Origin of the sequence: Methyloversatilis sp. XJ19-13 (genome assembly GCF_024580155.1) — a bacterium.
In the GTDB taxonomy this organism is placed as follows: Bacteria; Pseudomonadota; Gammaproteobacteria; order Burkholderiales; family Rhodocyclaceae; genus Methyloversatilis.
In genome coordinates this window covers 208,481-230,777 of the sequence record NZ_JANINH010000005.1, presented here as the reverse complement: position 1 = coordinate 230,777, position 22,297 = coordinate 208,481, and the positions used below count along the sequence as shown (strand labels likewise).

General features: G+C 65.2%; 16 protein-coding genes. 11 read left to right on the top strand and 5 right to left on the bottom strand.

The features are described from left to right. Positions 1-214 precede the first annotated feature (214 nt). The 8 genes from NMQ14_RS09050 to NMQ14_RS09015 all read left to right on the top strand — a co-directional run bounded on the left by NMQ14_RS09050 (position 215) and on the right by NMQ14_RS09015 (position 10,565). Entirely contained in the window at positions 215-1,129 is a 915-nt protein-coding gene (locus tag NMQ14_RS09050) for a B12-binding domain-containing protein (protein ID WP_257095367.1), read from the top strand. Between the two features lie 85 nt (positions 1,130-1,214). Continuing rightward, positions 1,215-2,639 (top strand): transcriptional regulator PpsR, encoded by a 1,425-nt coding sequence (gene ppsR / locus NMQ14_RS09045; protein ID WP_257095364.1) that lies wholly within the window; start codon positions 1,215-1,217, stop codon positions 2,637-2,639. A 231-nt stretch (positions 2,640-2,870) separates the two neighbouring features. Beyond that, positions 2,871-3,752: a chlorophyll synthase ChlG gene (gene chlG, locus NMQ14_RS09040; protein ID WP_257095362.1), complete on the top strand. Its 882-nt coding sequence runs from the start codon at positions 2,871-2,873 to the stop codon at positions 3,750-3,752. Between the two features lies 1 nt (position 3,753). Then, positions 3,754-5,157 (top strand): BCD family MFS transporter, encoded by a 1,404-nt coding sequence (locus NMQ14_RS09035; RefSeq protein ID WP_257095360.1) that lies wholly within the window; start codon positions 3,754-3,756, stop codon positions 5,155-5,157. 2 nt (positions 5,158-5,159) lie between these two features. Continuing rightward, positions 5,160-6,344, top strand: coding sequence for a geranylgeranyl diphosphate reductase (locus NMQ14_RS09030; RefSeq protein ID WP_257095358.1), 1,185 nt, complete (start codon positions 5,160-5,162; stop codon positions 6,342-6,344). Beyond that, positions 6,341-6,838, top strand: a complete 498-nt coding sequence (locus NMQ14_RS09025) for a TspO/MBR family protein (RefSeq protein WP_257095355.1) — start codon at positions 6,341-6,343, stop codon at positions 6,836-6,838. The genes NMQ14_RS09030 and NMQ14_RS09025 overlap by 4 nt, the downstream gene beginning before the upstream one ends. Positions 6,839-7,153: 315 nt before the next feature. Continuing rightward, positions 7,154-8,344 (top strand): transcriptional regulator PpsR, encoded by a 1,191-nt coding sequence (ppsR, locus tag NMQ14_RS09020; protein ID WP_257095353.1) that lies wholly within the window; start codon positions 7,154-7,156, stop codon positions 8,342-8,344. A gap of 34 nt (positions 8,345-8,378) precedes the next feature. Further along, positions 8,379-10,565, top strand: coding sequence for a GAF domain-containing protein (locus NMQ14_RS09015; protein WP_306441160.1), 2,187 nt, complete (start codon positions 8,379-8,381; stop codon positions 10,563-10,565). A 23-nt stretch (positions 10,566-10,588) separates the two neighbouring features. On the opposite strand, the gene NMQ14_RS09010 is transcribed toward NMQ14_RS09015, so the two are convergent. Then, the gene (locus tag NMQ14_RS09010; protein ID WP_257095350.1) at positions 10,589-11,239 is read right to left on the bottom strand and encodes a heme oxygenase (biliverdin-producing); all 651 of its coding nucleotides are present in this window, start codon (positions 11,237-11,239) and stop codon (positions 10,589-10,591) included. Between the two features lie 44 nt (positions 11,240-11,283). On the opposite strand from NMQ14_RS09010, the gene NMQ14_RS09005 reads away from it, so the two are divergent. Continuing rightward, positions 11,284-11,559 (top strand): hypothetical protein, encoded by a 276-nt coding sequence (locus NMQ14_RS09005; RefSeq protein WP_257095348.1) that lies wholly within the window; start codon positions 11,284-11,286, stop codon positions 11,557-11,559. Between the two features lie 58 nt (positions 11,560-11,617). On the opposite strand, the gene NMQ14_RS09000 is transcribed toward NMQ14_RS09005, so the two are convergent. Together NMQ14_RS09000 and NMQ14_RS19715 are read right to left on the bottom strand one after the other, a co-directional pair. Then, positions 11,618-12,127 (bottom strand): PepSY domain-containing protein, encoded by a 510-nt coding sequence (locus NMQ14_RS09000; protein ID WP_257095346.1) that lies wholly within the window; start codon positions 12,125-12,127, stop codon positions 11,618-11,620. A 186-nt stretch (positions 12,128-12,313) separates the two neighbouring features. After that, positions 12,314-13,045: a hypothetical protein gene (locus NMQ14_RS19715; RefSeq protein WP_306441159.1), complete on the bottom strand. Its 732-nt coding sequence runs from the start codon at positions 13,043-13,045 to the stop codon at positions 12,314-12,316. A 58-nt stretch (positions 13,046-13,103) separates the two neighbouring features. On the opposite strand from NMQ14_RS19715, the gene NMQ14_RS08990 reads away from it, so the two are divergent. After that, positions 13,104-13,814: a PEP-CTERM sorting domain-containing protein gene (locus tag NMQ14_RS08990; RefSeq protein WP_257095344.1), complete on the top strand. Its 711-nt coding sequence runs from the start codon at positions 13,104-13,106 to the stop codon at positions 13,812-13,814. Here the strand turns inward: NMQ14_RS08990 and NMQ14_RS08985 are convergent. Both NMQ14_RS08985 and NMQ14_RS08980 read right to left on the bottom strand, forming a co-directional pair. Next, positions 13,798-19,785, bottom strand: coding sequence for an excinuclease ABC subunit UvrA (locus tag NMQ14_RS08985; protein ID WP_257095342.1), 5,988 nt, complete (start codon positions 19,783-19,785; stop codon positions 13,798-13,800). The two genes, NMQ14_RS08990 and NMQ14_RS08985, sit on opposite strands and share 17 nt — an antisense overlap. A 445-nt stretch (positions 19,786-20,230) precedes the next feature. Then, the gene (locus tag NMQ14_RS08980) at positions 20,231-20,884 is read right to left on the bottom strand and encodes a serine protease (RefSeq protein WP_257095340.1); all 654 of its coding nucleotides are present in this window, start codon (positions 20,882-20,884) and stop codon (positions 20,231-20,233) included. 122 nt (positions 20,885-21,006) lie between these two features. Here NMQ14_RS08980 and NMQ14_RS08975 point away from each other — a divergent pair, with 122 nt between their 5' ends. Further along, positions 21,007-22,287 (top strand): dicarboxylate/amino acid:cation symporter, encoded by a 1,281-nt coding sequence (locus tag NMQ14_RS08975; RefSeq protein ID WP_257095338.1) that lies wholly within the window; start codon positions 21,007-21,009, stop codon positions 22,285-22,287. Positions 22,288-22,297 lie beyond the last annotated feature (10 nt).

Below are 22,297 nucleotides of genomic sequence, written 5' to 3'. Positions count from 1 at the left end.
GATGGCTTTCGATACTGACAAGTGAACTTGACAGTTGCCCTTGCCGCGAACTATCTCTATAAGCTGGTTGCTCTTGTGATTGGTGCCTTTATGGGCTGCGCGCTGGGGTAAGCGCTGTATGTAGTCATAAAAAGCACGGCCGTTCCTTGCTTCCCAGCGGTGCCGCGGGATGCCTGAGTCGGAGCCGGCACACACAAACACCAAAGGACGAGAGATGGCCGGAAGAGCGCAGGAAGACGCCGGCAAGGCGCGCACGACGGGAGAGTACTGGTCCGACACGGATGCGCTTCAGCGAAGCCATCCGCAATCAGGCAATCACAACGGCGGGGATCTGGTTTTCCCGGCGGACGACTGGATGGGTGATCTTGCCCGTACCATCGAAGCGGAAATCATTCCGCGCCTCATGCTCGCGCACGGCGGCGCCGATCCGTCGGCACCGCAGGTCACCTGTGAAATGCGGGCGCCGTCATCACCGGAAGTGGTCGAGTTCGCGAATCTCGTTCTCGCGCAGGACGCGCGCGTCGCGCGCACGTGGGTAGAAGCGGTACGCGCGCGCGGCGCCTCACCCGAAACGATTTTCCTTGAGTTGCTCGCGCCGGCCGCACGGCGACTCGGGGAATTGTGGGAAGCGGATCTGTGTGATTTCACGCAGGTCACGCTCGGTCTGTGGCGGATCCAGCAGGTGGTGCACGAGCTGGGGCCGAGCTTTCGCTCGGACGCTCCGTTCGCGCCGAATGGCCGCAGGGTGTTACTGTCGGCTGCACCGGGTGACCAGCACACGCTGGGCCTGTTGATGGTCGGCGAGTTTTTCCGCAACAGCGGCTGGGAAGTCTGTGCCGAAGCATCCGGCCGCAGCCTGGATCTGGTGCTGGCGGCGCAGAACGAGTGGTTCGATGTGCTGGGGTTCTCGGTCGGCAGCGAAGCGCGCATCGAACCGTTGAAGCGGCTGATCGAGGCGGTGCGTCAGGCGTCTCGCAATCGCGACCTGATCGTGATGGTGGGCGGCCCCATCTTTGTCGAACATCCGGAGTGGGTGGAGCTTGTGGGTGCGGACGCGACCGCAAGTGACGCAAAAGACGCTGTGCGGCGCGCTGACGCCATGGTGCCGCTGCGATGTACGCAGGGCTGAACTGGTTTGACGAGGTGAACGATTGGGATCGGAGCAGGAGCGCAGTGAGTTTTCCAGAATCGACGGGAAGTGGGGGGCTGCCAAAGTGAAGCCGTTCGAGTCGCCCCTTCTTTCTTTCGGAGGCGTCGATGCCAACTCCACAGCAAGACTCATCGCCGCGGCGTCGGATCTGGCGCTTGTGGTGGACAAGCAGGGCATCATCCGCGATGTAGCCTTCGGCAACGACGAACTGGTGCCCGATGGGTACGAGGGCTGGGTCGGCCGGCGCTGGACCGATATCGTGACGGTCGAAAGTCGCGCCAAGGTCGAGGCGCTGCTGATCGATGCTTCGGCCGAGGCAGCCCAGAAGTGGCGGCATGTGAATCATCCGGTGTCCGGCGGTATCGACATGCCGGTGCTTTATTCGGCCATCAAGGTCGGACACGAAGGCCGGGTTGTCGCTTTCGGCCGCGATCTGCGTTCTCTGTCGTCGCTGCAGCAGCGGCTGGTCGATGCGCAACAGTCGATCGAGCGTGACTACGCCAAGCTGCGGCAACTGGAAACCCGCTATCGCCTGCTGTTCCAGATGACATCGGAAGCGGTGCTCATCGTCGAGGCCGGCAGTCAGCGCGTCATGGAAGCCAATCCGGCGGCGCTCAGGCTGCTCGGCCCATCTCCGAAGGCGCTTGTCGGTCGCACCTTCCCGGAAGGTTTCGACGAAGCAGGCATGCAGTCCGTACAGGATCTTCTGGCCAGTGTCCGGGCGGCCGGTCGCGCTGACGATGTTCGCGTGCGACTCGCGGACGACGGGCGCGAGCTGCAGGTTGCCGCATCGCTGGTCAGGCAGGACAACGCAGCACTTTTCCTCGTGCGCCTGTCGCATCGTGCCGTCGAACACACGACATCGGGCCTTCATCAGGCGCTGCTGGATGTGATGGAGCACGTGCCGGACGGCTTTGTGCTGACGGATGAATCGGGCCGCATCCTGACCGCCAACCACGCCTTTCTCGATCTGTCCCAGCTGGCTTCGGTCGAGCAGGCGCGTGGCGAGCCGCTCGAACGCTGGCTGGGTCGCCCCGGCGTGGACTTCAAGGTGTTGATGGTCAACCTGCGTCAGCACGGCTCGGTCAGGCTTTTTTCCACCCTGGTTCGCGGTGAGCACGGTTCGGATGTGGAAGTCGAGATCTCTGCGGTGTCGGTCCCTCACGGAGAAACGCCTTGTCTCGGCTTCACGGTGCGTGGCATCAGCCGGCGGATCGAGGCCGATCCGCGACTGGGTCGCGAACTGCCCAGGTCGGTCGAACAGCTGACCGGGCTGGTCGGCCGTGTGTCGCTCAAGGAGCTGGTGCGCGAATCGACAGACCTGATCGAGAAACTGTGCATCGAGGCGGCGCTCGAACTGACGCACGACAACCGTGCTTCGGCGGCCGAGATGCTCGGCCTGAGTCGGCAAAGCCTGTACGTGAAACTGCGCCGCTACAGCATCGGCGACCTCAACGCCGAGCACGAAGACATCGAAACGGAAGACTAGGGCCTGTTCCCGCTTGATTCGTGCGTCGCGCTGCCCTCGGGCTGGCCGCGAACAAGGCGCACAACGCGGTCGGGACGGCCCGCCCTGACTTGGTGGCGCAGGGCGTAGCGTGACGTGCGCGCGGTGAATGGGGTGCGCAATTCGATGTCGCCAAACCGTAAGTCAATCTAGGCTGACACTGTAGTGTAAGTTTGACTTGACGCATTGGGGCGTCGAGCCTACTGTTACTGCATGAGTCGCCCATCCCTTTCCGTCGTCGCCGAATTCCTCAAGCCCATCACCTGGTTTCCGCCGATGTGGGCTTTCGGTTGCGGTGTCGTTGCCTCTGGATTGCCCGCTTCCGAGCGCTGGCAGGTGGTCGTGATCGGAATCCTGCTGGCCGGGCCGCTGGTCTGCGCCACCAGCCAGGCGGTCAACGACTGGTTTGACCGCCACGTCGACGCCATCAACGAACCCAACCGCCCGATACCGTCCGGTCGCATGCCCGGCTACTGGGGGCTCTACATCGCCATCGGCTGGACCGTGCTGTCCCTGATGGTCGCCGCGACGCTGGGTTTATGGGGTTTCGGCGCTGCAGTGATCGGCCTGCTGCTGGCCTGGGCCTACAGCGCGCCGCCATTCCGTCTGAAACAGAACGGCTGGTGGGGCAATACCGCTTGTGCCATCTGTTACGAGGGGCTGGCCTGGGTCACTGGTGCCGCCGTGATGGCCGGCGGCGCGATGCCTGACATGCGCAGCCTGCTGCTGGCCGGTCTGTACAGCGCGGGCGCCCACGGCATCATGACGCTGAACGATTTCAAGTCGGTCGAGGGAGATACCCGCATGGGTATCGGTTCGCTGCCGGTCAAGCTCGGTGTGGTGAACGCCGGACGCGTCGCCTGTGCAGTGATGGTGGTGCCACAAATGTTCGTCGTTGCCCTGCTTTCCCATTGGGGTGCCATGGGCCACGCGATGGTGGTCGGTCTGCTGCTGGCAATACAGGTGATGCTCATGGTGCGCCTGCTTGACAGCCCGCGCGAACTCGCCCCCTGGTACAACGGAACCGGCATCACGCTGTACGTTGCCGGCATGCTGGTCAGCGCGTTTGCGCTGCGTGCGGTGGCGGAGGTCTGACATGACCCAACTCGGCTGGCTCGGCATCTTTCGTCTCGGTCTGGTCCAGACCGCACTCGGCGCCATTGTGGTGCTGACCACATCGACGCTGAACCGCGTCATGGTGGTCGAACTGGCCCTGCCGGCGATGCTGCCGGGTGTGCTGGTCGCACTGCACTACGTGGTGCAGATGCTGCGTCCGCGCATGGGACACGGTTCCGACGTCGGCGGGCGGCGCACACCCTGGATCATCGGCGGCATGGCGGTGCTCGCTGCGGGCGGCACGCTGGCCGCAGTGGCCACTGCCTGGATGGCGACCGATCAGGTGGCAGGCGTCGTGCTCGCGGTTTTTGCCTTCCTGCTGATCGGTGCCGGCGTCGGCTCGGCCGGAACGTCGCTGCTGGTGCTGCTCGCCAAGCGGGTCGATCCGACCCGCCGCGCCGCCGCCGCAACCGTGGTGTGGATGATGATGATCCTCGGTTTCGCACTGACGGCCGGCATCACCGGAAAACTGCTCGATCCCTTCACCACGCTGCGACTGGTGCAGGTCGTCGCAGCCACTTCACTGATCGCCTTCATCGTTGCGCTGCTGGCGGTACTTGGTGTCGAAGGCCATCCGGAAGCATCCCGCGACGCGCCGTCACCCGACCAGACCGCTGCATCGTCCCGAAACCCTGAACTGTCCGGCACCCCCGGAAGCTCCACCCAAAGAACCCCATTTCGCGCTGCGCTCGCCCAGGTCTGGGGTGAGTCGCAAGCGCGTCTTTTTACACTATTCGTATTCGTATCGATGCTCGCCTACAGCGCGCAGGATCTGATACTCGAGCCGTTCGCCGGCACGGTGTTCGGCTACACGCCGGGCGAGTCCACCCAGTTGGCCGGGTTGCAGCACGGCGGCGTGTTCGCCGGCATGCTGCTGGTCGCCCTGATGGGCAGCGTGTTCGGTGGCCGGCAGATCGGCTCGCTGAAGGTATGGACGGTGGGCGGCTGCATCGCGTCGGCGCTGGCGCTGTTCGGTCTTGCTGCCGGCGGCTTCATGAGCGGCGACTGGCCGCTGCGCGAAACGGTTTTCGCGCTCGGTGTGGCCAATGGCGCTTTCGCCGTCGCCGCCATCGCTTCGATGATGAGTCTGGCCGGCGCCGGTGGTGCCGGTCGCGAAGGCGTGCGCATGGGTCTGTGGGGGGCCGCGCAGGCGATCGCATTCGGCCTCGGCGGATTTGCCGGCACGGTGGCGATCGACATCACGCGCGCCTTCATCGAATCCCCGGGTTTTGCCTACGCACTGGTGTTTGCCTGCGAAGGCGTGCTGTTCGTCGTGTCTGCCGTCATGGCGCTGCGTATCGCCGGTGCGCCGGTGCTGCGTGCGGCGCGTGATCCTCTGGTGGCAGATCCGCCATTCATGTCCGGTGTCGAAGGGAAGGCTTAGTCATGGCAAGCATGGAAAGTTTTGACGTCGTGGTGGTGGGCGGTGGTCCCGCAGGTTCGACCGCAGCGACCGATCTCGCGCGACTGGGTCACACAGTGCTGCTGCTGGATCGTGCCGGGCGCATCAAGCCCTGCGGCGGGGCGATTCCGCCGCGTCTGATCGAGGAGTTTGCAATTCCCGACGAGCAACTGGTCGCCAAGGCGCGATCGGCGCGGATGATTTCGCCGTCAGGGCGCAAAGCCGACATGCCGATCGAGGGCGGGTTTGTCGGCATGGTCGATCGCGAGCAGTTCGACGAGTACCTTCGTTGCCGCGCCAGTCTGGCCGGTGCGCATCGCCGCACAGGCACCTTCGACCGGGTCGAGCGCGATGACGACGGCCGGGCCATCGTTCATTTCTGCAGCGATGAGGCAGAAGGCGGAACGGTGGGGGTGCGTGCCCGCGCGATCATCGGCGCCGACGGTGCGTTGTCGGCGGTCGGGCGCCAGTGCGTGCCGGGTGCCGACGAGGTGCCGTGCGTGTTTGCGTATCACGAAATCGTCCGGTCGCCGAAGCAGGACTTCGACGGCAGTCGCTGCGACGTGTATTACCAGGGCCAGTTGTCCCCCGACTTCTACGGCTGGGTCTTTCCGCACGGCGACACGACCAGCATCGGCACCGGCACGGCGACCAAGGGCTTTTCGATCCGTCAGGGCACCACCGCGCTGCGCGAGGCGGCCGGTCTGACCGGAGCCGAAACGATCCGCCGCGAAGGCGCTCCGATTCCGATGAAGCCGCTGAGCAAGTGGGACAACGGCCGCGATGTCGTGCTCGCCGGCGATGCCGCGGGTGTGGTCGCGCCAGCGTCCGGCGAGGGGCTGTATTACGCCATGACCGGTGGCCGACTGGCTGCCGAAGCGGTCGACAGCTTTCTCGAAACAGGTGATGCGCGTGCGCTGGCAACGGCTCGCAAGCGCTTCATGAAGGCGCACGGCCGGGTGTTCATGATTCTCGGCATCATGCAGCGCTTCTGGTACGCCAGCGACAAGCGGCGCGAACGTTTCGTGAGCATCTGTCGCGATCCGGACGTGCAGCACCTGACGTGGCAAGCCTACATGCACAAGAAGCTGGTCAAGGCGAAGCCGATGGCGCATGCGCGCATCTTCTTCAAGGATCTGGCTCACTTGTGCGGCATCGTATCGCCGTGAACACGATTGCCGCCCCGCGCTGGCCGCCGGTGGTTGCGGCCGCTGTGGCGGCGTTGCTGGTGGCTGGTCTGGGCGCGGCTGCAACCGATCTGAGTCCGTGGTACGAAGCCTTGCGCAAGCCGGCCTGGCAGCCGCCTGCCTGGCTGTTCGGTCCTGCCTGGACACTGATTTTCGGTCTTGCCGCGATGGCGGGTGTACTGGGATGGGTGCATGCACCCCATGCCAGCGCGCGGCGCCGGATGCTTTGCCTGTTTGCGCTCAATGGCGGGCTCAATGTGTTGTGGAGCGCACTGTTTTTCCATTTCAGGCGGCCGGACTGGGCGCTTTATGAAGTCGGCCTGCTCTGGTTGTCGGTGGCCTGGCTGGCGCTGCATCTTCGCGCGTCATCGCGCACGGCGGCCCGTCTCCTGTTGCCTTACCTCGCGTGGGTGGCATTCGCGGCAGCACTCAACTTTGCAGTGGTCGATCTGAATGCTCCATTCGTGGCAAATTGACCGGTTCAATATCGATGTTTTCGATCGTTCATACACGCTGACATGTATTTTTTGATGAGTTACCGTAGCATGCGAGGATGTGGTGTGAAGAAGTAAGGGGCACCGTCTTGTCGGACATGACATCAGGCCGCCGGGCTGGCTGCGCAATGGCGCGCGCCGCATGCGGAGAACGCTGATGCAGTGTACGGGTGTTTCTGTGCAGACTTCTGCAACCCGTCGATGTGACATGCAGTGCTCCCCGGTAGGCGCCGGGTTTTGCAATTCAAGCAGGTTCGCACGCTGTGCTTTGCGACTGCGTTCATCCGGTTCTGTACTATGAACAAGCTACCGAACGACCCGGGCGATCTGAGCGCATTCTCGGAGGTCGCCCCCGAACTGGCCGACATGCTGGTGTCGGTCACCAGCGATATCGCGCTCGTGCTCGACGACAAGGGTTTCATCCGCAGCGTGGCGCTGGGCGGTGCGGAACCCGTCAGTGCAACCGCAAGCGAGTGGCTGGGTCGTCAGCTGGTGGATACGGTGACGCGCGACACCCGTCGCAAGGTCGAAGAATTGCTGCGCGAAGCCAATGTTGCAGGCGTGTCGCGCACACGTCACATCAATCATCCTTCCGCTGCGGGCGCCGACATTCCGGTTGCGTATACGGCTGTGCGGCTCGGCCAGTCCGGTCCGCTGCTGGTTGCCGGACGCGACCTGCGCGCGGTTTCGGTCATGCAGCAACGCCTGGTCGACGCGCAGCAGTCGATGGAACGCGACTACTGGCGCATGCGCCAGGCGGAAACCCGCTATCGACTGCTGTTCCAGATCGCCACCGATGCGGTGCTGATCATCGACGCCGACACCTTGCACGTGATCGACGCCAATCGCGCCGCGGCGCGCATGTTCGGTTGCTCGGTGCAGGACATGCCGGGCCGTCAGGCCACCGACGGCGTCGCGCCGGCGTCGCTCGGCGCGCTGGAAGAACTGCTCGGCACGGTACGCGTGTCGGGTCGCCCGGGCGAAGCCCATGTCACCCTTTCGGGACTCGGTGGCGCCATCCATGTATGGGTATCGCCGTTGCGTGGCGAAGGACAGAGCCTGCTGCTGCTGCGTGCCACGCCCGATGGCAGTTCGCCGCTGACCGCACCCGATGACCCGTTGCTGCCGGAACTGATGCGCCTCACCCCGGACGCCATCGTGTTCACCAACGAACAGGGCATGTTGCTGAGCATGAACGCTGCGTTCGCCGAACTGGTAAAGATTTCGGCTGAAAAGGGCGTCCAGGGCCGTTCCCTCGGCGATTGGCTGGAACGCGACGGCGCTGGGTTCTCGAATCTTCTCGCCAGCGTATGCCGCTCAGGCGTGAAACGCATGGGAGCGCGCCTGTGGGACGAGAAGGGCATGTCCACGGATATTGAACTGTCGGCGGTCTTGATCCATAACGGAGATTCGAACAGTATCGGTTTCATCATTCGCGCGGTGCAGCCGCGCGGTCCGGGTGTGCCGCACCCGGGCAGCGTGCACTGAACACCGCTCAGCCCGCGGTGGCGGGAGATCAGTGTTGAACGACCCGACATTCAGCCCGGCCTTCGGTCAGGCTGACCTCACCAATTGCGAACGCGAGCTCATCCACCTGGCCGGATCGATCCAGCCGCACGGTGTACTGCTGGTCGTCCGCCGGTCGGATGGCATCATCGTCCAGGCGAGCGACAACGTTGCCGACTGGCTGGGCGTGGCCCACGATCAGCTGCTCGGCTGCACGCTCGATGCGCTGGGCGGCTCGCTTGCCCGGCGTGTCGCCGAACTGGCGGGCTCGCTCGTTGCGGATGAACTGACCGCCTTTCACTGCGATATCGGTGGCACGGATTCGACTGCCGGCACCGTGTTCGAAGGCATGGCGCATCTCGGTCAGTCGGACACGGTGATCGTCGAACTGGAGTCGGCCGAGTCGGATACCGAATCGATCGACGAGGAAGCGCAGGCATTGCTCGCGTCGTCGGTGCGGCGCTTCAGCGAAGCGCTCAGCATCGCCGCGCTGTCGGATGCCGTGGTCCAGTCGGTGCGGGCCCTGACCGACTTCGACCGCGTAATGGTGTATCGCTTCGACGACGAGGGCCACGGCGAGATCGTCGCCGAAGCACGCGAGGCAAAGCTCGATTCCCTGCTCGGCCATCGCTATCCTGCGACCGACATCCCGCAGCGCGCGCGCGAGCTTTATGTGCGCAACCGGGTACGTGTGCTCGTCGATGCCGGCTATCAGCCGGCAGCCGTGCTTCCGCGTTGCGTGCCGCACACCGGCGAGGAGCTCGACATGTCGAACTGCCATCTGCGCAGCATGTCGCCGTTGCACATCCAGTATCTGCAGAACATGGGAGTGACCGCCACCCTCGTGGTGTCGCTCGTGCGCGAAGGCAAGCTGTGGGGATTGATTGCCTGTCATCACTATTCGCCCAGGCATATCCGCTACGCACAGCGTGCGGCGGTCGATCTGCTGGCGGAAGTGGTATCGACCCGGATCGCCGCGATCGAAAACTATGTGCGCACCCAGGTCGACGTGCTGGTGCGCAGCCTTGAACTACGGCTGATCGAAGCCACCTCGACCGAAGGCGACTGGCGCCTCGCCCTGGTGCGCAACCCGCGCACCCTGCTGCAACCGCTTGATGCAAGCGGCGCCGCACTGTTCCACGAAGGTGAGTTGCTGACCGTGGGCGAGGTGCCGTCGACCTCCGAACTGCGTGCGCTGTCGCGCTGGGTCGCGAGCGAAATGCGGCAGTCGCTGTTCAGCTGTGCGTCGGTTGCACGCGCGCATCCGCCGCTGGCCTCGCTGACACCGGTCGTTTGCGGTGTGCTGGCGATCGAACTGTCCTCTTCAGGGCAGGATTTCCTGATGTGGTTCCGGCGCGAACAATCCGCCACCATCATCTGGGCGGGCGATCCAGCCAAACCCGTGGTCGACAACGACCCGCTCACGCTTTCGCCACGCCGCTCGTTTGCTGCCTGGTCGGAAATCGTGCGCGGGACGGGCGCGTCCTGGAGCCGCGCCGATCTCGCGCTAGCGCGCGCCATCGGTACCACGCTGCGCGACGTCATCCTGCAGACGCAGGCCGTGAGCCTGCTGATCGCGCAGCATCAGCTCGATCGCTTCCGCGGTGCCGTCGAAACGTCGGACGAGCCGGTGCTGGTGGCCAATGCGCAGGGGCGCGTGCTGTTCCAGAGCGTCGCGTTCGCGGCGCTGTTCAATACCTCGCCGCCCCGGGTACGCGCGCTCGACGACATGTGCGACCTGTTCGTCGTACCGGCGCAGGTGCGCGAAGTGATCGGCAATCTGATCCGCGAGCGCGATTCCTGGCGTGGCGAGTGGCAACTGCGGGCGGGCGCCGGGCAGACCGTGGCGCTGGGGGTCAGGGCAGACACGATTCCAGGTGCCGGTGGCTCGGTACTGGGCTACATCATCATCTTCACCGACCTGACCGATACCAAGCGCACGGAAGCCGCGCGGCGGCATCTAGAGCAGTCGCTCAGCGAAGCCGGACGTGCCGGTATCGGCCTGGATCCGGCGATGCCGCTGCGACGCGAACCTGACGAAGTGGTGGGCGCCATACTTGCCAACGCCAGTGTGGCTGCCATGGAACTGACCGACACCGCCGCTTCGATTCCCGTGGCGACGCTCATCGAGGAACTGGAAGCTTCCGCGACCCGCGCCGCCTCGCTGTACGGCAAGTTGCGCGCCTTCACACGGGAGCACTGACGGCGGTTGTCGAACGGTGCGAGTCAGCCGGGCAGCGTTGCAGCCAGTTCGTCGAACATTGCGATGTGCCGCCGAAACCCGGCTTGCGCCTCGGCCACCAGTACATCGATCCGTGCTGGATCCTGCGGCAGCGCGTCGAGTCCGTCGCGGTAGCGACGGATCAGACTGCCCACTTCGCCGTCGAACTCGTAGAAGCGCATACCCCGGCCGTCCTGCAACTGCAGTGCTCCGGACACTACACGCCCGAGCACCTGACCGCCGTGCAGATCACCCAGATGACGAACGTAGGAGTGCGCGGCGAGCAGCGCCGGCTGATCGATCGCCAGTGCCTTCAGGTGGTCGGCGTATTCGATCGCGGCCGCTGCGGGCGGGATGTCATCTGACCAGCCTCCGCCGTGCAGCGCGCACAGGTCTTCGTGCAGCGCCGCCGTACGCGGCAGCTCCGGCAGACACAGCGGCGCGATATCCGGCCGTCGGGCGTGCCGCGCCAGCCCGCTTTCAAGTGCCTCATACAGCAGGTGAAGGCTGCGCAGCAGGCTGCAGTAGGCGCGCGTCTCGATGCGGCCCTGCAGCAGCCGGGCCATCAGGCCGCTGCGTTCCGCATGCCGATGCAGCTGAGCGGTTTCAGTACGCAGGCGCGCGGCGAGACCGGTGGTGACAGAAGCTCCATGCATCCGGAAATGATAACGTGCGCGGCCGGCACACCTGAGGAGGAAAAATGGCGGAGTGGATGTCCGATGGACGATTGATCGATCTGATCGTGGTGCTCGTGCTGATCGAGTGGCTGGCGTTCGCCGCCTGGCATCGTCGCAGCGGGAAGGGCTTGTCGGGCGCAAAGCTGCTGCCCAATCTCGCAGCCGGGCTGTGCCTGATGCTGGCGCTGCGCTCGGCATTGACCGACGCATCGTGGATGTGGGTCGCGCTGTTCGTCGCGCTGTCGGGCGTGGCGCATGTCGCCGACCTGTGGTGCCGCTGGCCGAGCCGGTCGGTCTGACCCGCGGGGAGCGCCTGTTGGTGCGACGGTCGGCGGGCGCCGGACCGTCGCAGTCGGCTTACTCCTTGCCGACCTGCCAGGCTTCGCGTGCCTGCGACACGATGGCGCCGCTCTCGCTATCGACTTCGAGCTTCACTTCCTTGCCGTCGGCGGTCTTGATGTCGAATTCGTAGGACGCCTTGCCGTCCGGTTCGATTTCGTACTCGACTTCGACGATCTCGCCAGGCGCCTTCTTCAGCGCGATTTCGCGCGCTTGCGCTTCGGTCACCTTGGCACCCGAAAACTTCGCGTGGTCCTTGGTCACTTCCTCTTCGATTTCAACGACCTTGCCGGTCTTGCCACTGCATTCGACGTCCCATGCCTTGCCATCGGCGGTTTCGATATCGAACTCGTAGACGTGGCCTTCGCCTTCTTCCTTCTTCAATTCAACCTTGACGATATTGCCTTCCTTGGCCTTCAGGGCCGCCTTCATGCATTTTTCAAAGCCGGCAGCGGTTTTCGGCGTGTCGGCAGCCTGGGTGGCGCCGGCAAAAGCCAGCAGGGTGACGGCGAGTGCAGTCAGTTTCATGAAATTCTCCTGAAGGATGGGAAAAGCCGGTCAGCATGTTGCGCTGCGATAATCGAAGTTTACCCAAGGTCGGGAGGAATTCCCGGGTTGGTGGTGAAAAAGGGAATTTATCCCGGATAAATCGGGAGAAATTCCCTGTATCAACATGGCTGATGTAGTGCATCAGGCGCTGTTGCAAAGCAGTAATCAGTCCCGGTCGCGACCGTTTCCCTTGCCGTGCGGCCCCTTGTCGGGCTTGCCGCCACGGCGATCGTCATCGTGGTCATGACGATCGCCATGCCGGTCGTCGTGGTGCGATGGGCCACCGCGACTGCGTTCCCGTTCCTGGTAGCGCGGCACATAGACCGTGTTGTACCAGCTGTCCTGAACGAAATAGACCGGCCGGCCGCAGGCATCGTAGCGACCGCAGTGCTCGCGCCAATTCTTTGCATGACCCGGCGGGACATGCATGTAGACGGGCGGTGCAACAACCGGTCCGCGCACGATGATCCTGGGTTCGGCATAGATCAGGCGCGGTCTCGGAAAATCGCCGATATCGATATGGCCGTAGAAGCCCGGCTGTCCGATCGTGACGGAAACGCCCACATCGGTCGCCAGGGCGGATGAGGCCGACGCGGCGATCGCGGCAGCAAGCAATAGAGTCTTCATGGTGTATGGGTCCTGTAGTGATCGTGCTTCGTTAACGATCGTGCAGGCACAACAGCCGTCCGGCTTTTGTTGTTCACCTGCTTCAATTCGTAACCGGCGAGCGACATGCGGTTTCCGAACTGTGGCGCACAGTGTGTTCCGGGCGCTCGCTTCAGGCTGTAGGACAGGAAGAGGGGTCTGTGCGGCGCGCACTGACGCTGCAATCCGCAACATGTGGACACCTTTGCGCCAAAGTGTGTATCGGTGGCAAGTGTTGAATTTGTCGCTCATTGCTTCATGCGCGAAGTGCGTAGTCTCGGTCCATGCAGATTACGGATCAGAGGCCTTCATGAAACAACCGCTCATCAACACCCTACGTAGCTCGCTGGCTCTTGCTCTGATGGCTGCGCTGCCGGCACAGGCCGAACCCATTCTGGTCACCGGTTGGGCGTCGCCCGGGCCGGCAGCCATTGTCCGGATTTCGAATGCGGTGCCTGCAATGGATTCGCGGGTGTATGCCGGCGCGTTCGCGACGACCGAAAGCGGCAGCAATACGTTCGCGTCGTGGTGCATCGACATCTTCCAGCGCACACAGATCGGCACTACGGTGACCAATTTTTCGCAGGTCACCGGTGACGCGTATTTCGGCACCCAGACCACGCGTTTCGACCAGCTCGGTCAGCTGGCGACGCTGGCCTACGCCGATGCGCTGAGCAGCGCCACCCACGCAGCAGCCTTCCAGCTCGCGATCTGGGAAATTACCAACGAATCCAGCGGTACGCTCAATGTCGGTGGTGGCAGCTTCAAGGCTTCAAATGCCAATGACGCCATGGTGCTCGCACAAAGTTGGCTCGACGCATTGCCCGACGAGTCGCTCTATGGCTTCAACGTGTGGGCGAGCGGCACCCACCAGGATCTGGTGGTGTTCGACGTGCTTCCGCCGCGACTGCCGCAGTCCGCCCAGGGGGTTCCCGAACCGGGCAGTCTGGCGCTGGCCGCGCTGGGCTTCGGTGCACTGTTCGCTGCGCGCCGTCGCAAGTCGTTCAGCGCTGCCGTCTGAGGCTGAACTGCGCCAGTGCGCGGGCGGTGTGCGACTGTTCCTGGTGCGCCGCCTGCGCGACCAGCGCTTCCGGTGAGCCGGCGGTCACCACCTGACCGCCGCCGCCGCCGCCTTCCGGACCGAGATCGATGATCCAGTCGGCTTCGGCCATCAGGTCCAGATCGTGTTCGATCACCACCACGCTGTGACCGGCATCGACCAGCCGGTGCAGTACCCCGATCAGCTTTGCGATGTCGGCCATGTGCAGGCCGGTCGTCGGTTCGTCCAGCACATAGAGCGTGTGCGGATTACCGCGCCCGCGTCGCGCGTTCGCCGGGTCGGTGGCATCGGCCGGTGACTTGGCCAGCTCGGTCACCAGTTTCATGCGCTGCGCCTCGCCGCCGGACAGCGTCGGGCTGTGCTGACCCAGTGTCAGATAGCCCAGCCCCACTTCCTGCATCAGCCTGAGCGTGGCCGACAGCGTCCGGTGCGCGGCAAAGAACTCCACCGCTTCGTCGACACTCATCGCCAGCACATCGGATATCGACTTGCCGCGCCAGATGACCGCGCGCGTTTCGCTGTTGAAGCGCGCGCCGCTGCAGGCTTCGCAGGGCACCCGCACGTCGGGCAGGAAGGACATTTCGATCTGTCTCAGCCCCTGGCCTTCGCACAGCGAGCACCGGCCGGGGCCGGTGTTGAATGAAAAGCGCGCGGCGGTGAAGCCGCGTTCGCGCGCATCCTGCGTTTCGGCGTAGATCTTGCGGATGCCGTCCCAGAAGCCGATGTAGGTGGCCGGGCAGGAGCGCGGTGTCTTGCCGATCGGCGTCTGGTCGACCTCAAGCACGCGCCCGAGCACCCCCCAGCCTTCGATGTCCGCGCAGCCGATGCAGTCGCCATCGTGGCCGGCCAGCTTCGCCGCGACGTTGTCGCGCAGCACGTCGCGCGCCAGCGACGACTTGCCGGAACCCGATACGCCGGTCATCACGACCAGCCGGCCGAGCGGCACGCGCACGTCCATGCCCTTCAGGTTGTGCAGTCTCGCCGCGCGCACGATGAGCGAAGGCGTGTCGTCCCCGACCGGACGCCGCGGCACGAAACTGTGCGGCAGCGGGCGCGCGAGGTACTGGCCGGTGATCGATTTCGGCTGCTGCGCCAGCACCGACGCGTGGCCCTGCGCGATCACTTCGCCGCCCAGCCGGCCGGCGCCGGGGCCGAGATCGATCACGTGGTCGGCACGCAGGATGGTGTCTTCGTCGTGTTCGACCACCAGCAGGGTGTTGCCCTTGTCGCGCAGTTTCACCAGCGTGTCGAGCAGCACCTGATTGTCGCGTGGATGCAAGCCGATGGTCGGTTCATCCAGCACGTAGCACACACCGCGCAGGTTGGAACCCAGCTGCGCGGCCAGCCGGATGCGCTGCGCCTCGCCGCCGGACAGCGTCGGTGCAGCGCGATCCAGCGACAGATAGCCCAGGCCGACTTCACTCAGGAAATGCAGCCGGCTGTTCAATTCGCTGACCACGTCACGCGCAATGTCGGCGTCGCGTCCCGCCAGCGTCCACGTGCCGATCGCTGCCGACAGCGTGCTCACGGGCTGCGCCGTGAGCTGCGCGATCGACTGGCCGAACAGCTTCACATGGCGCGCCACCGGATTCAGCCGTTCGCCGTCGCAGGACGGGCAGGCTTCGGGTTCCTCCTGCTGCCACTCGTTCCAGGTCGCCTCTTCACCGGTCTGTTCCGCGTCGAAACCGGTCAGCTTCAGACCGGTGCCCATGCATTTCGGACACCAGCCGTGCTTCGAATTGAACGAGAACAGCCGCGGGTCGAGTTCCGCAAAACCGGTGCCGCAGCTCGGGCAGGCGCGCTGGGTCGAATACACCTCGACCGTCGGCGCCGGCGCGTCCGGCTGACCGAGCCGGTCGAGCGGCGCAAGCAGGTGCAGCACGCCCTTGCCGTGTTCGAGCGACTGGCGCACGGCATCGCGCAAGGTCTTTTCGTCGCGCTCGCTGACCACGAAATCGCGGATCGGCAGCTCGATCGTGTGTTCCTTGAAGCGGTCCAGCCGCGGCCAGGGCGAGGTCGGCAGGAATTCGCCGTCCACCCGCAGATGCGTGTGGCCGTGCGACTTCGCCCAGCGCGCCAGTTCGGTGTAATAGCCCTTGCGGCTGGTCACCAGCGGCGCCAGCAGGCCGATGTGCTGGCCGCGCCGCTCGCGCAGGATGCGCGCCACCATGGCGTCCTCGGACTGCGGCGCGATCGCACAGCCGCAGTCCGGGCAGTGCTGCACGCCCAGCTTTACGTACATGAGGCGCAGGAAATGGTAGATCTCGGTCTGTGTCGCCACCGTGCTCTTGCGGCCACCGCGGCTGGTGCGCTGGGCGATCGCCACGGCCGGCGGAATGCCGAACACGCCGTCCACATCCGGCTTGCTTTCCGGCTGCACGAACTGGCGCGCGTAGGCATTCAGCGATTCGAGATAGCGGCGCTGGCCTTCGCCGAACACGATGTCGAACGCCAGCGTGGACTTGCCCGAGCCGGACACGCCGGTCACCACGGTGAAGCGGTCGCGCGGAATGTCGACCTCGATGTTCTTCAGGTTATGCTCGCGCGCGCGGTGCACCACGATCGAATGCGCAGCGCGGGCGCGCAAGCTTGAAGCGTGATCGTAGGTTGCAGGTGCTTCCCTCACCCCGACCCTCTCCCGCTGATGCGGGAGAGGGGGCAAACCGCGGCCGTTCTCCGCGATCTCGAAGGCGCCTGCCTCGCCCCCCTCTCGCTCCTCGACCGAGAGGGCCTGCACCCCGTCCTCCTCCCTCTCCCCGACTGTGGCAGTCCGCATCCCGCCCTTCTCCCTCTCCCCGATCACGGGGAGAGGGCCGGGGTGAGGGGCAAAGGTGTCGGTGATGCGGTATTCGGCGAGCGCCCGCCCGGTGTGCGAGGCGGCGCAGGCGACGATCTGCGCCGGCGCGCCTTCGAATACCAGCTGACCGCCGTCCTCACCGGCTTCCGGGCCGAGGTCGATCAGCCAGTCGGCGGCGGCGATCACGTCGAGATTATGTTCGATCACCAGCACCGTGTGACCGGCGTCGAGCAGTTTCGAAAAGGCGCCGAGCAGACGCGCGATGTCGTCGAAATGCAGGCCGGTGGTGGGTTCATCGAGCAGGAACAGCTTGCTGCCGGCGGCCTTGTTCTTCTTCGTCGTGGCGGCCTCGGCGAGGAAGCCGGCCAGCTTGAGCCGCTGCGCCTCGCCGCCGGACAGCGTGGGCACCGGCTGGCCCAGCGTTACGTAGTCAAGGCCGACATCGACCAGCGCCTGCAGGCCGGCCATCGCGCTGTCCGCGTATCGACGCAGTTTGGGTTCAAGGTCGGCGAGGTCGCGCAACCAGTCCAGCGCATCGCGCACCGTCATCGCCAGCAGGTCGGAAATGCTGCGGCCATCGAGCGTGACTTCGCGCACTTCGGCGCGGTAGCGCGTGCCGTTGCAGTCGGCGCAGCGCAGATAGACGTCCGACAGGAACTGCATTTCGACGTGTTCGAAACCGGTGCCGCCGCAGGTCGCGCAGCGGCCCTTGCCGGCGTTGAACGAGAAGGTGCCGGCGGTGTAGCCACGCTGCTTCGCCTCGGCCTGCAGTGCGAACAGTTCGCGCATCGGGTCGAAGGCGCCGACGTGCGTGACCGGGTTCGAGCGCGCGCTCTTGCCGATGGCGGACTGGTCCACCATCACCACGTCGGCGATCTGCCCGACCCCTTCCAGCGCGTCGTGCTCGCCCGCGCTTTCGGTCGGTCGGCCGAAGTGCTTCAGCAGCGCCGGATACAGCACATCCTGGATCAGTGTGGACTTGCCTGAGCCGGACACCCCGGTCACGGCGACCAGATGGCCGAGCGGGATCGCGATGTCGATCCGCTTCAGGTTGTGCGCCCGGGCGCCGACCAGCTTGAGCATCGGGCCGTTGGTCTTCACCGCCCGCCGGGTGGCGAGAGCGGCATCGACCGTGCGACGCCCGGCAAGGTAGTCGGCGGTCAGCGTGTCGGCCGTCGCGATGCCGGCCGGCGGACCGTCGAACACGACTTGGCCGCCGCGCGAACCGGCGCCCGGGCCGATGTCGAGCAGGCGGTCGGCGTGGCGCATGATTTGCGGATCGTGCTCGACCACGACCAGCGTGTTGCCGGCGTCCTTGAGGCGCCGCATCACGCCGATCACGCGTTCCATGTCGCGTGGGTGCAGACCGATCGACGGCTCGTCGAGCACGAACAGCGTATTCACCAGCGAGGTGCCGAGCGCCGTCGTGAGGTTGATGCGCTGCACCTCGCCGCCGGACAGCGTGCGCGACTGGCGGTCGAGATTCAGGTAGCCAAGCCCGACGGTGCACAGATAGCCGAGCCGGGTGCGGATTTCCGCCAGCAGCTCTTCGGTCGCGGTATCGAGCGGCGGCGGCAGCGTGAGCGCATCCATCATCGCGCGCAGCTTCGACGCCGGAAGCTGCATGACGTCATGGATGGTGCATGCCTGGTTTTCGAGCCAGGGCTGATGCCCTCGCTCGTCCTCACCCCGGCCCTCTCCCGGGGGGAGAGGGGGACGTTTGTCATGTTCCGGCGCCGATGCGCACTCGCTGATCTCCGAAACTCTCGCGGCATCCCGCGGGTGCTGATGCACCCGCTCGCCCTCACCCTGACCCTCTCCCCGGGGGAGAGGGAGATGTTTGTCATGTTCCGGCGCTGATGCGCCGGAACATGGAAAGTCGATTTTCCACAGCGCGGCGTCGGGCTTGAGCCGGCTGCCGCCGCAGGCGGTGCACGGGGTGTAGGCGCGGTAGCGCGACAGCAGCACCCGGATGTGCATCTTGTAGGCCTTGGTTTCCAGCCACTCGAAGAAATGGCGCACGCCGTACCAGGTGCCCGGCCAGGATTTCTGCCAGGTCTTCCACTTCACATCGCCTTCGAGTACCCAGCGGCGGTGTTCGGCGCTCAGTTCGGCGAACGGCACGTCCATCGGCACGCCGTGTTTCGCCGCCATCTTTTCCAGATCGGTCTGGCATTCGTTGTACGACTCGGTCTGCCAGGGCTTGATCGCGCCACCGGCGAGCGTCTTGCGCTCGTCCGGAACGACCAGTCCGAAGTCGATGCCGATGACACGCCCGAAACCGCGACAGGTTTCGCAGGCGCCGAGCGGTGAATTGAACGAGAAGTGCGCCGGCAGCGCCGGGCTGTAGGCGATGTCGCAGTCGGCGCAGTGCAGGCGGTTGGAGAATGCCCAGCGCGTGGCGGTGGTGCCCTCGCCATCGAGTACCTCGACATGCATGACGCCCTGACCGAGCCGCAGTGCGGCTTCGACCGCCTCGGCCAGGCGCGCGGCTTCGGCATTGGCCGCGCGGAAGCGATCCTGCACCACCTGCAGCGTGCTGCCGTCGCGGGCGTGGATGCGCGTGTAGCCCTGGCGCTCCAGCCAGCCCTGGATTTCGGCATCGCTGAAATTCTCCGGCACGGTGACCGGCGCCGTGACGACCAGGCGCGGGTCGCCCGCGTCGGCGGCGCGCGCATTGATCTGCCGCGCGATGTCGTCAGCCGACTGTTCATGCACCGGCTGGCCGCAGCCGCGGCAGTGCAGTGTGGCGGTGCGCGCGAACAGCAGCTTCAGATGGTCGTTCAGTTCGGTCATGGTGCCGACCGTCGAACGCGAGGTGCGCACCTGATTGCTCTGGTCGATGGCGATGGCCGGCGGAACGCCGGAAATCGAATCCACCTGTGGTGCGTCCATGCGGTCGAGGAACTGCCGCGCGTAGGGCGAGAAGGTTTCGACGTAGCGGCGCTGCCCTTCGGCATACAGCGTGTCGAATACCAGCGAGGACTTGCCGGAACCGGACACGCCGGTGACCACGGTCAGCAGGCCGAGCGGGAAATCGACGTCGATGTTCTTCAGGTTGTTCTGCCGCACACCGCGCAGGCGGATGGCGTCAGTCAGGGCGGTACCGGCAGGACGATAGGGTGTATGCGACACGGACGGGGCAGGCTTCGGAAGAGGTTTTTGAGGGTAGCAGCGCGCCGCGCGTTGTGGGAGCGACACTGATCGCGAATCCGTGGGTGGCAAGGTGGTGCCGCTCGACTGACGTGGGGCTTTCGCGATCAGTGGATCGCTCCCACAGGCGGCACCGGGTTGCGCTCGTCACGCAGGCGATGTTTGGTAGGAGCGATCCACTGATCGCGAATCCGTGGGTGGCAAGGTGGTGCCGCTCGACTGACGTGGGGCTTTCGCGATCAGTGGATCGCTCCCACAGGCGGCACCGGGTTGCGCTCGTCACGCAGGCGATGTTTGGTAGGAGCGATCCACTGATCGCGAATCCGCGGGTGGCACGGTGACGCCGCCGTTCGAAGACCGTATCGCGATCGATGGATCGCTCCCACAAGACCAGGCCGCTGCTCGATGATCGCTCCAACCGCAATGGCTAGGGCTGAAGAAACCCGGGTCGGCGCGCGGCGTCATCCTTCCAGAACGGCGTCGTCCTTGCGGCGTCGATCTCGGCGTCCAGCCATTCGACCGGAATCGCGTAGCGCTTCTCGCCCGGCGTGCCGGAGATGAAGGCGAGCAGGCCGATCAGTTCGCCTTCGTTGTTGAACAGTCCGCCGCCGCTGTCGCCGACCACGAAGGGCACGCTGGTTTCGATCACCGCGCCGCCGTCCATCGGGTGCAGTGCGTTCACCTCACCGATCATCAGCCGGACATCGTTGCCGTAGGCGCCGCTGAACGCAAGCAGGCGGTCACCGGTCTTCAGGTCCTTGCTGCGCGCGAGTTTCGCCGCCGGGGCCGCGAGGCCGGGTGCGGCCAGCACGCACAGATCGCGTGCGCGGTCCTGCCGGGCGAGGCTGGCCGGCGAGGCGACGTACTTGTAGCTCACCTTGATTCCGGTTGCGCCCTCGACAACGTGACAGGCGGTCGCCACGCGTTCACCCGGCAGCACGACGCCGCTGCCGACCGACACGGACCCGTCGGGCTGAGTGGCCAGTATGCGCATCGTGGTCTGGATGGCCGTCGCGATGCCTTGGGCCAGAGCCCACGTGCTGCATGTCAGGCAGACGACAAGGGTGATCAGAATCTTCATGGCAACTCCACAGGGTTCGGTGTGTCTCGGACTTGAGGCGCTGCGCTTGGTTGCACCGGGGTGGCATTCTGTACCGTACAGAATGGTATGGTCGAAGCGGATTTCAGTTCGGGAGAGCAGGCATGCGGATGTCGATCAACGTCCAGATTCTGGTGGGTGCGGCGGCCGGCGTGGCGCTTGGCGTGCTGCTGGGCGCGCTGCCGGCGGATGCGGCGCTGCGCGTACAGGGGCTGTATGTCGCGTCGCTCGTCGGCGGACTGTTCATTGCACTGCTCAAGATGGTGCTGGTGCCGCTGGTGTTCTCGTCCATCGTGGTCGGCATCGCCGGTCTGCGCAAACAGCAGAACATGCAGCGCGTATGGGTCACCACCTTGCTTTTCTACCTGTTCACGCTGGTCATTGCAGTCGTGCTGGGTCTGATGGCGGCCAATATCTTCCGGCCCGGCGCCGACATGCAGGTCGAAATGTTCGCTGACGCGATGGCGGCGTTCGAAGCCAAACGCCTCCCGTTCCCGGAGTTCCTGACGCAATTCGTCACCGGCCTGTTCCAGAATCCTTTCGCCTCGCTGGCCCAGGGCGCGATCGTGCCGCTGGTGGTGTTCGCATTGATCCTCGGTGTGGCGCTGGTGCAGGGCGGCGAACGCTACGCGACGATCAACCGGTTGATGGAAGAACTGCTCGACCTGTCCCTGAAGCTCGTCGGCTGGGTGATGGTGCTGGCTCCGTACGGAGTCGCTGCGCTGCTCGCACGCCTGATCGCCACACAGGATGTCGCCCTGCTCGGCACCATGCTCACGTTCGTGCTGGTCGTGCTCGGCACCACGCTGTTCCACGGCGTTGTCGTGCTACCCGGCCTGCTGTGGCTTATCGCGCGCGTCAGTCCGCTGGCGTTGTGGCGTGGCGGTCGCGAATCGCTGATCACCGCCTTCGCGACCAGCTCCAGCGCGGCGACGATGCCGATCACGCTGCGGGTGGTCGAGAAGAATTTCGGTGTGCGACCGGCCACCGCGGGGTTCGTGGTGCCGGTCGGCACCACGATGAACATGGATGGTACGGCGCTGTACGAAGCGGCGGCGGCGCTGTTCATCGCCAATCTGGTCGGCATCGAACTGAGTCTGGGCCAGCAGATCGTCGTGTGTTTCATGTCGATGCTGGCCGCCGTCGGTGCGCCCGGCATTCCGAGCGCCGGCATGGTGACGATGGCCATGGTGCTGCAGTCAGTCGGTCTGCCGGTGGAGGCGATCGCCATCCTGCTGCCGATCGACCGCCTGCTCGATGCGGTGCGCACGACAGTGAATGTCGAAGGCGACATCGTCGGCAGCATTGTCGTCGAGGCCCTCAACCCGCCGACGGCAGATGCACCGGCCGAGGCGCAGCATCACTCCTCACTGACCCGAACCTGAGCGCATGTCC